A 9,813-nucleotide genomic window follows, 5' to 3' on the forward strand; every position below is an offset into this window, starting at 1 on the left:
AGCACGACGGGCCGGCCCCCTTCCGCACCACGCGGAAGGGGGCCGGTCCGCGTCACTTCTGCACGAACACCGCCACGCTGCGCGCCGGTACGGTGAACGTGCCGGCCGCCCGGTCGAACGAGGCCGTACGCAGCACCGGGTCGGCCGAGTTCACAAGCACGGGGTGCAGTGTCACGTCCGCACCGCGCAGACCGGTCACTGTCTGCTTCGCCGTATCCGGCGTGCCGTTGAAGACCACTGTCACCGACTTCCACGCCCCACCCAGCCCACTGGCGTCCAGGGTCATCGTCAGCACACCCGGGGTCTCCTTCTGGCCCGACAGCGGGAACGCCACCCGCTGCTGCACCTGCTCGGCCGTACGAAGGCCGAACACCGGCGACGACGCCCGGATGCGCAGCAGCTCGGCGTACCGGGCGTCGGTGGTGTTGATGGCCGCGCAGTCCGGCACCAGCGCCGGGTCCGCGAGCAGCGGCTTCGCGTACGACCACTTGTCCTCGTTGTCAGGGGCCGGCGGCAGACCGGCCCCGAACCCGTTGCCCCGCTCGCAACCCCAGCGGATCTGGTTGAACCAGTCACCGGAGTTGTACGAGTTGCGGTCCAACGACTTCGACCGCAGCCGCTCGGTGCCGGTGGTGACGAACCCGGTGCCCTGTCCCAGCACCACGGTGCTCAGCGCCAGCACCTGCATCCGCGAGCGGTCCGCCGCGGTGGTGGCCTGCGGCAGCTTGTACGCCAGCGCGTCGTACAGGATCTCGTTGTCGTGCGCGTCGACGTACGTGACGGCCTCGCCGGGCGCGGCGGTGTAGCCGGCCGGCGAACCCTTGTAGTCCACCTGCTCGCCGGTGACGGTGCGTCCGGCGGTGTCGGTGAACCGGTAGCCACGCAGGTTGCCGGTGAGCCCCACCTTGATGAGGTCGTGGGCGTGCAGCAGGCGGGCCTTCTGCTCGGCGGCCGTCCCGTTGACGGGGTCGCCGTTGGGGTCGGTGTAGAGCCCGGAGGCGAAGCCCTGCGCCCGGGGGTTGGCGTCGAACGGCCCGCCGCCGCGCACCGCGTCGCGCAGCCGGTCGTTGAAGGTGCCGATGCCGGTGCCGGCCATGTTGGCCTGGGTGGCCTGCACGAACCGGGCGTCGTCGGCGACCTCGCCGAAGTTCCAGCCCTCGCCGTAGAGCATGATCGCCTTGCCGTCGACGCCGTCGCGGGCGACGGTCAGCCGGTCCAGTGCCGCGCGGACGGCGAGGATGTTCGCCTTCGGGTGGTGACCCATCAGGTCGAACCGGAAACCGTCCACCTTGTACTGCTTGGCCCAGGTGACGAGCGAGTCGACCACCAGCTTGCCCATCATGGTGTGCTCCGGCGCGGTGTTGGCGCAGCAGGTGGAGTTGGCGACAGTGCCGTCCTCCAGCAGCCGGTGGTAGTAGCCGGGCACGATCTGGTCGAGCACCGACTTGTCGTCGGTGCCGGCCGCCGCTGTGTGGTTGTAGACGACGTCCATGACCACCCGCAGCCCGGCGCCGTTCACTCCGGCCACCATCGCGCGGAACTCGGTGGTCCGCGCCGCGCCGGCCGGGTCGACGGCGTAACCGCCCTCCGGCACCGTGTAGTGCAGCGGGTCGTACCCCCAGTTGTAGCCGTCGGTGTCGGCGACGGCCGCCACGCATTTCTGCTGCTCGGCCGAGTCCGGCGGCAGCGCCGCGAGGTCACAGGCCGGCTGGCGCTGGTCGGCCCGCTTCTCGGGGATCGTCGCGAAGTCGAACGCCGGCAGCAGGTGCAGGTGGGTGACACCGGCGGCGCCCAACGCCCTCAGGTGGGTCATTCCTGCGGTTTTCGGGTCGGTGAAGGCGAGGAAGGTGCCTCGCCGATTCGCCGGCACCGTGTCGTCGGCGATGGAGAAGTCCCGCACCGACAGCTCGGAGATCTGCGCCTTCGACGCGGGCACTGCTGCCGGTTTGCGCAACGTCTTCCAGCCCGCCGGAGCCAGCGCCGGGTCACTCAGGTCGACAAGCTGGCTGTGCGTGGAATCGGCGGCCAGGGCCACCGAGTAGGGGTCGGTCACCGACGCGGTGACCATCCGCTGCGCCGCCGGCTGCCACGCCTGCACCCGGTACCGGTAGTACTTGCCCACCCACGAGTGGCTGCCCCGCGCCGACCACACGCCGGTGCGGTCGTCGCGACGCATCGGCACCGTCTTCGGCTGCGCGGTGGGCGAGTCGAACAGTTGCAGCTCCACCGTCCGCGCGGTCGGCGCCCACAGCGCGAGGCTCGGCGTACGGCCGGCGAAGGTCGGCCCGAGCGTCGTATCGGCGGCCCGCGCGTAGACGTCGTCGAGCACACCGGGGATCTGCACGCCTGTCGCCGCGAGCAGCGCGCCCGCCGCGTCGCGCTCGGTGACGAGTACCTGCCCCCGCAGCGCCGCCGGGACCTTGGCCAGGTCCGCCCGGTCCACTGCGAAGCTCCGGTACGCCCACAGGTGCGGGAACTTCACGCGCTGGGCCTCGGTGAGCCCGTTGCGCTGCGCCCGCAACGGCAGACTGGTGTACGTCCCGGTCAGCTTCCCGTCGACCACACCGACTCCACCGGTGGGCGCGACGACGAGCGCGTACGTCCTGCCGTCGGTCGGTGGGGTCTGCCAGGCGATGGTGGACCTGTCGATCCAGTGCGCCTTCTGTTTGCCGATGTCGGTGTCCCCGCTCGCGCTGGTCGCGGTCGTCGGCAGCAGCCGGCCCGGGGTGGCGGCGAGCAGCCACACCTCCCGACCCGCGCTTGCGAAGTCGAGCCGCTGGTCGTCGGGCAGGTCCTTGGTGTCGCCCTTGTGGATGATGTAGTTCAGCCCGGTGGCCCCGGCCGCCAACGGCACCCGGAACACCGCGCCGAACGCGTCGGTCGCGCTCGGCGCGAGCGGGGTGGCCCAGTCGGTCGGGTTCGCCGCCCCGTCCCACACGTGCAGGCCCCATCCGGCGTAGTTGCCGTCGGCCCGCCGGTAGTGGATGACCGCGGTGCCCTCCTCGACCGGCGGGTCGGGTTGCCCGGTGGCCGCCTGCCGGCTCGGATAGATCGTCGGATCGCCCTGCTTGAGCCAGACCTCCCCGGTGGAGGTGACGTCGATGCTGCGGTCCTGGGCGACGTCCTTGTTCCCGTCCTTGTCGACCACCACGAACCCGACCGACTTCGCGCCCGGCTTGAGCTTCACCCAGGCGAACCGGCCGTAGGAGTCCTCCCCGGCGAACGGCTGCCCCTTCGGCCACTCGGTGACGTACGCCGGATCGATGTCGCCCCACGCGTACAGCGCCCAGTCGTCGTACCCGCCGGCGGGCCGCTTGTAGTGCACGACCGCCCATTCCCGGGACCCACCCTGCTCGGGGGTGCCGACGGTGGCGGTGGACCGGGCGGTGGCGGTACGGCCCCGGCCGTCGCGGACCACCGCCTTGTACTCGACACGGGTGCCGCCGGCCAGGCCGGTCAGATCGTGGTGGACGGTGTACGGCGCGTGGTCGGCGCTGCCCAGCAGCGTCCACCGGCCGCCAGCGACCCGGGCCGCGACGGTGACGGTGGCCAGCGGGTCACCGGTCACCGTGGCGGTGACGGCGACCCGGGTGGCGACGGGAGCGTCCGGGGTCGTGACGGCGATCGTCGGCTTGCCGCCCGGCAGCGCGACGGGGGTACCGGCCCGGTACGCCACCGCCGACAGCGGCGGCACTGTGAGCGTCACAGTGCCGTCGCCACCTGCCGTGACACGCTGGCTGCCGCCGTAGATGCCGGTGAAGGTCGCGCCGGCCGACCAGGTGTCCACCGTGACAGTCTGCGCGCTGCCGGCGTTGTTCACCGCCACCACGTACTCGATGCGGTCGGCGGCAGAGATCCGGGAGGCGGCGAAGACGCCGGGGCCGTCGGCGGCGGACCTGGTGATCTGGATGCCGTCGCGCAGCCCGGGGTGCGCCTGCCGCAGTTTGCCCAGCTCGGCGATCGTCCGGTACAGCGGGTGGCCGGTGTCGAACTGGTCGCTGGCGTGGGTGCGGTCGGTGCCGAGCAGGTCGTCGTCGAGATAGTCGGGGACCCTCGATGCGAACATGTCCTGCCGGGCGTCCTTGTCCCCGCCGGGGCCGGTGAAGCCCTGCTCGTCACCGGAGTAGATCACCGGCTGGCCGCGGGTGAGGAACATCAGCTGGTGGGCGAGTTGGTCGCGGCGCAGGTGGCTGGCCGGGTCGGTGCCCCCGCCGACGATGAACGAGCCGATCCGGCCCATGTCGTGGTTGCCGAGGAACGTCGTCAGCCGCCGGGCGTCGGTGTCGCGGGCGGCGTAGAGGTCGTCACGGGCGTACACGTCGGCAAGTGCCTTCGCCGAGCCGCCGCCCGCCGTGTAGCCGCGGGCGGCCTCCTGGAAGGGAAAGTCGAGGGTGGCCGGCAGACCACCCTGCCGCACATAGCTGGAGGTGATCTCCGGGTCGGCGCTGTAGACCTCGCCGAACATGAAGAAGTCCTTCTTGCCGGCCTTCTCGGCGGCCCGCTCGATGCCACTGCTGAACTGCGGCCAGAAGTCCATGTTGACGTGCTTGACGGTGTCCAGCCGGAACCCGTCGACACCCGTCGCGCCGATCCAGTCCCCGTACGCCTTGGTCAGACCCTTGACCACCTCGGGCCGCTCGGTCCACAGGTCGTCCAGGCCGAAGAAGTCGCCGTACTCGCTGTTCTCCCCGGCGAATGTCGAGTCACCACGGTTGTGGTACATCGTGACGTCGTTCAGCCAGGCCGGCACCTTGACCCTGGCGTCCCCCGGCTCGTCGAACATCGGCGTGTACGGGAACGACTCCCGGTTCACCGGCGGGAAGGCACGGCTGCCGTCGGCGTAGTTACGGTCCTCGAAGGCCCGCCCCTGCGCGTCCGTGTACGGCGAGGTGGCCTTGTCGATGTAGGCGTACCTGTCCTCGGCGTACTTGATCACGTCGGCGGTGTGGTTGACGATCACGTCGAGGTAGACCTTGATGCCCCGCTGGTGGGCGAGCCGGACCAGCCGCTTCATCTCCTCCATGGTGCCGAAGTGCGGGTCCACCTGCGTGAAGTCGGTGATCCAGTAGCCGTGGTAGCCGGCCGAGATGTCATCGCCCTTGCCCTGCACAGGCCGGTTCTTGAAGATCGGGGCGAGCCAGATGGCGGTCGTGCCCATCCCCTGGATGTAGTCCAGCTTGTCGATGACGCCCTTGAGGTCACCGCCGTGGTAGAAGCCCTTGTCGGTCGGGTCGAGCCCGGTGCGCAGCCGGTCGCCGGTGAGACCGCCCCGGTCGTTGCGCCGGTCGCCGTTGGCGAACCGGTCCGGCAGGACGAAGTAGAACTGCTCTGCACGCGCGGTGTTGTCGGCCGCCTTCAGCAGCGCCTCGGCGGTGGGCTCGCCCCGCCACTGGGTGGCGCCGTCGACGGCAAGGGGGCTGTCGCCTGCGGGCCGAGGAGCCGCAACGGCGGGATTCGCGGCGACCGGAGTGCCGACGAGCGTGACGGTGAGCAGGCAGGCGAGGGCAAGCAGGGCGGTACGCGGGATCGGCGGGGGTTTCATCGACGGCCTTCCTCTGGTCGTGATTGGCCGCACGCTAACCCTTGCCGAAACAATCTGCAATACCTTGCAAACAAAGTCGTAACAGAGCAGATTCCTTGCAACGGACTTCGAGTCTCCATCGACGGCCGTCCGATCAGAACCCGCTGCAGCGCACCCCGTCGACAGTGCACCCACGCGGCGCACTCGACGCCCACTCCATGTGGAACCGCAACGGCACCGACCCGCCCGCCGGCACTGACACCCCACTGACGTACGAGAAGCCGCCGTCGAACTGACGTGCCGTTCCCTGCGGGGCGCCCTCCACCCAACTGGTCACCAGCCGCCCACGACCGAAGTGGATCCGCACCGTCCAGCCCCGGTCCACCCGCGACGCGTTGACGATCAGCACCTCGCCGATGAAGCCTCCGTCGAAGCTCTGCACCACCCGGTACCGCCCACTCACCGCGGGCGGCTGCTGCGGTGGCGCAGGCCGCGGCGCCCTGGTCGACGGCCGAACCGACGTCGGCACCACCACCGGATGAATCGACGGCGTCGGCGACACAGTCGGCGCGCTCGGCGGTGGACCGCTCGCCCGCGGCGACAACCCGGGAACCACAGGCGCCGACGAACCCGGTGACGGCGGCGGTGCCTGCGTCACGTCGCTCGGCTCGACCGGCACCCGCGGCAGCGGCAACCCCACCGGCGGCATCCGGTCATCCCCCGCCGGGCTCTGCCCCCGGTACGCGCCCAACGCCACGATGAGCAGAACCACCATCACGACGAGACCCGCACACGCGACGATCCAGGGCGACGACGCGATAGCCACCGGGCCACGCGATGGTTGTGGGGCACGACGCATGCCGGACATGTACCTCCCTCAGCGGGCCGTCCGGGAAGCGTAGGCGATCGATGCCTCACCCGGAAACGCCGCCGCCGGGCACCCGGACGGGCGCCGGCGTCAACCGATGCGGCAGGCGGCTCCGTTGATTGTGCACCGCAACGGCCGCTGTGCCGACCCGGACCAACCAAGCCGCAGGCGCAACGTGCTGGTGCCACCCGAAACGAGCGACGCCCCGCCACTCACCACGTACTCGCCGTCACCTTGCGCCGACACCGAGATCCCCGCCTCGCCGCTGACCCGCAGACCCCGCATGTCGTCGGCGTACGCCAACTCCACCCGCCAGCCCGCCGGCCGATCCGACTCGTTCCGCACCGACAACACAGCGTCCGAACCGGACGTCCCAACCTGGTACCGGGCGGTCACCGCCCCGTTCGCCGGCGCCAACCCCGCCGGCGGCGCACTCGTCTTGGCCGTACCCGGCGACGCCGTCGTGGCCTGCGGCGACGGCGTCCGCGTGCTACGCGACGGCCGCGGCGACGCCGTCCGCCGCTCCACCGCAGCAGGCGTCGACGACGCGGCCGACGACGACGCCGGCGGCACTGTCGGCAGGAACACCGGCGGCGCGGCCTGCGGCCCGCCATCGCGCTCCCGGCCACGGAACGACAGCAACGTGATCACCAGCAACACCACGAGCGCGCAGACGCCGACCAGCACCACGATCCACGGCACCGACACCAGCACCCGCGCCGCACGCGAGCCCTCCGCACCGTCCGGCCGCACCGCCATCAGGTCTCCCCTCGTCCCACCGACGCGCCAGCGTAGCCAGCGCCGGCCGGGCCGGAAACCAGGCGGGTACGGATCGGACCGACCGGCCCATCTCGACCGGAAAACGGTCCGGCCCGGTGGACGGTCGCTCAGGACGCCCGGATGACAGTGCAGATGAGTGGCCCCTCAGCCGGTGTACGCAGCAGGTAGCGGTACCGCTCCCCCGGCACCGCGAACCCACGGCTGTCCAGGAACTCCCACTCCACCGACACCATTGTCAGCAGGGCCGACACCGGCTGCACGTCCTCGATCCGGGCGTGTGCGGCGATCAGCTCACGATCCTGGTAGTCCGGTGCCGCCCCCACGAAGGACAACGCGACAGCCGCCAGCGAGGTGAACGAGAAGCTGTACGTGTCGGCCACCACCAACCCGGGCAGTGCGTAACAAGCGCCGAGGGCCGGCAGGTCACCGGAGGTCAGCGCGACGCCGTACCTGTCGAAAAAGCCGGTCAGCGTGTCGAGATCGGTAGAGGCGTTCACGGCGACAGCAATTGCCCTCCGCCGGGTCGGCCAAACCTCAGCGCTGCGGAACCCGCACCTCGATCTCGGCACCCAACCGCGCGCCGGCCGCGAGACCCAGGTCGTCTCCACTCCAGAACCGTCCCGGGTCGTACCAGTTAGGACGTTTTCCGGCGGGCAGCAGACCCATCGCCTCGTACGTCACCGCCACCACCTCGGCGCAGTACGCCGTCTCCAACGCCCGCTCCCGAGCAGCCGCCGAGCTGGTGTCCTTCGCCTGCCTGGCGTTCCTCGCGTGGTCGGCGTTCCTCGCGTGGAGGGCGGGGATGGCCCGGGAGGCGAACCGGGACACGGCCTGGTCGGGGCGGGGCAGCACCGGCACCCGGCCGCGTACCCACCGCCAGGCCAACTGGGCCGTAGACGGAAACGGCGTGCCATCCAACCGCGCGACGGTACGCAGAACAGCCCGCTCCATCTCCGCGTCCGCCGGCGGGTCGAGTTGCCGTAGCCAGGCCCGCTGACCGTACCGGTTTGCCCAGACAGAGACCGCGTCCCGCAGGTCGTGGAGTTGCACACCGCGTTGGTGGCTGCCCGACCACAGGTCCGGCAACGACTTGCCCAGCTCGGCGTGCCACATCAGTGGGGGCATGTCGTCCAACACCACTGCCATTCCGACGTGGTTGACCGGACTGTTCGTGGTGAACTGAATTGCCCGGTCCGGCACGCTGCGACCCCGGAACACCCACACGTCGCCGGTGCGGGTCAAATCGACGGCCTCATCCAGGCTGATGCTCATGGGGGTCTAGCCTAGGCCGATGCGGCAACGAATGCGGTGGTGGAAGGTCCTCGGGCTCGCCGGTCTCGCTGGAGTCGCGGCCTCCGGCGTGGTCATCGCGCGAGCCGAGCGTCGGCGGCGCGCGTACACCCCGGAGGAGATCCGGCAGCGGCTGCTGGAGCGACACGCGCAGGCCAGCGACGCGGGCAAGCCCGTCGACCCCGCCTGAGGCTCCCCTGTGGACCGGCAGCGGGGCCTCCCGGCCGGCAGATGATCGATACCCTGGGGACATGACGACGCCCGTCGCTGAGCGACCCTTCGTCCTGTCCACGCCCGCCGCGCCTGTCGAACGGCACGGCAACGTCGACCTGCACCTGCCCACCGGTGACGGCCGGGCACCCGCAGTGGTGGTGGTGCACGGCGCCCCACTGCCGCCGGGCGTGCCCGACCCCCGCGACTGGCTGCTCTACCGCGGCTACGGTGCGCTGCTCGCCGAGAGCGGCGTGGTCACCGCGCTGGTCAGCTATCAGGTGGCCGAAGTGTCGGCGCTACCCGCCACGGCCGAGGACATCGCCACGATGGTCGAACAGGTCCGCGCCGACCCACGGGTCGACCCCGACCGGGTGGTGCTCTGGTTCTTCTCCGGGGGCGGCCTGCTGGCGTCCGACTGGCTGCGCGACGCCCCGTCCTGGCTGCGCGGGATCGCGCTGACCTACCCGCTACTCATCCCCTTCCCCGACTGGGAGATCGACTCGCGGTTCCTGCCCGTCGACGCGCTCGAGGCCGGGTCGACCGTCCCACTGGTGCTGACCCGGGCTGGGCGGGACATTCCGGTGGTGCTGGCGGGCATCGACGCGTTCCTCACCGCAGCCACCGTCCACGGCCGCCCGGTCCAGGTCATCGACGTACCGGACGGCCAGCACAGCTTCGACATCCTCGACCACTCCCCGCAGTCCGAGGCGGCCGTCCTGGCAGCACGGGATGCGGTCCTGGCCTTCCTCGCCAACAACTGACCCGCCTGTCCGGCGAGTCCGCGACGCGCGGTCCGTCCGCCGTGCGAGGTTCCCGATCGGGGCCGCCGACAGGCCCTCGCCAGGTGCGCGAGGTGCGCGAATCCCTGCCGTACGCCGCCAAACTGACAGCGAACGCATGATCGACTCCATGTCGCCGATGTGGAGGTGTCGGAGCGCTGGGATACCCCCACATCGGCAATCCGGAGTCGATCACCGCCCGGCGTGGAGCCGGCTCGGACGGTTTGTCGGGTTTGGGGGTCGGCGTCCCGTGGTCGGCGGCACTGTGGCGGCGGAATGTTGGGCCGGGCCAGGCTGTTGTACAGGGGGTAACCGCGACAGGTCGCGGCCCCCGGCCGACGGCCCCTGGCATCCGGGAACAC

The 9,813-nt window shown here is 71.1% G+C and carries 7 protein-coding genes; 2 read left to right on the top strand and 5 right to left on the bottom strand.

All coding sequences use genetic code 11. The features are described from left to right. Nucleotides 1-52: 52 nt before the first annotated feature. The 5 genes from pulA to ACLQ23_RS25720 form a co-directional block, all read right to left on the bottom strand. Entirely contained in the window at nt 53-5,542 is a 5,490-nt protein-coding gene (gene pulA / locus ACLQ23_RS25700; RefSeq protein ID WP_425881214.1) for a pullulanase-type alpha-1,6-glucosidase, read from the bottom strand. A gap of 133 nt (nt 5,543-5,675) precedes the next feature. After that, nucleotides 5,676-6,347 carry a cellulose binding domain-containing protein gene (locus tag ACLQ23_RS25705; protein ID WP_425736100.1) on the bottom strand — a complete coding sequence of 224 codons (672 nt, stop codon included), beginning with the start codon at nt 6,345-6,347 and terminating at the stop codon, nt 5,676-5,678. Nucleotides 6,348-6,479: 132 nt separating this feature from the next. Then, nucleotides 6,480-7,148 (bottom strand): hypothetical protein, encoded by a 669-nt coding sequence (locus ACLQ23_RS25710; protein WP_425736099.1) that lies wholly within the window; start codon nt 7,146-7,148, stop codon nt 6,480-6,482. Nucleotides 7,149-7,276: 128 nt separating this feature from the next. Beyond that, a complete protein-coding gene (locus ACLQ23_RS25715) occupies nt 7,277-7,666 on the bottom strand; it encodes a hypothetical protein (protein WP_053652544.1) in 390 nt (129 codons plus the stop codon). A 37-nt stretch (nt 7,667-7,703) separates the two neighbouring features. Further along, nucleotides 7,704-8,441, bottom strand: a complete 738-nt coding sequence (locus tag ACLQ23_RS25720; protein WP_425736098.1) for a hypothetical protein — start codon at nt 8,439-8,441, stop codon at nt 7,704-7,706. 19 nt (nt 8,442-8,460) lie between these two features. On the opposite strand from ACLQ23_RS25720, the gene ACLQ23_RS25725 reads away from it, so the two are divergent. Both ACLQ23_RS25725 and ACLQ23_RS25730 read left to right on the top strand, forming a co-directional pair. After that, a complete protein-coding gene (locus tag ACLQ23_RS25725; RefSeq protein ID WP_053652542.1) occupies nt 8,461-8,649 on the top strand; it encodes a hypothetical protein in 189 nt (62 codons plus the stop codon). A gap of 61 nt (nt 8,650-8,710) precedes the next feature. Then, nucleotides 8,711-9,433, top strand: coding sequence for a dienelactone hydrolase family protein (locus ACLQ23_RS25730; RefSeq protein ID WP_355594434.1), 723 nt, complete (start codon nt 8,711-8,713; stop codon nt 9,431-9,433). The last annotated feature ends 380 nt before the right edge of the window (nt 9,434-9,813 follow it).

It is taken from the genome of Micromonospora sp. DT41, assembly GCF_049841715.1.
Taxonomy (GTDB): Bacteria; Actinomycetota; Actinomycetes; order Mycobacteriales; family Micromonosporaceae; genus Micromonospora; species Micromonospora profundi.

What these genes read in the sequence shown, in the direction of transcription:
- pulA (WP_425881214.1), bottom strand. Translation starts at nt 5,542, where the DNA reads ATGAAACCCCCGCCGATCCCGCGTACCGCCCTGCTTGCCCTCGCCTGC.
- ACLQ23_RS25710 (WP_425736099.1), bottom strand. Translation starts at nt 7,148, where the DNA reads ATGGCGGTGCGGCCGGACGGTGCGGAGGGCTCGCGTGCGGCGCGGGTG.
- ACLQ23_RS25720 (WP_425736098.1), bottom strand. Translation starts at nt 8,441, where the DNA reads ATGAGCATCAGCCTGGATGAGGCCGTCGATTTGACCCGCACCGGCGAC.
- ACLQ23_RS25725 (WP_053652542.1), top strand. Translation starts at nt 8,461, where the DNA reads ATGCGGCAACGAATGCGGTGGTGGAAGGTCCTCGGGCTCGCCGGTCTC.
- ACLQ23_RS25730 (WP_355594434.1), top strand. Translation starts at nt 8,711, where the DNA reads ATGACGACGCCCGTCGCTGAGCGACCCTTCGTCCTGTCCACGCCCGCC.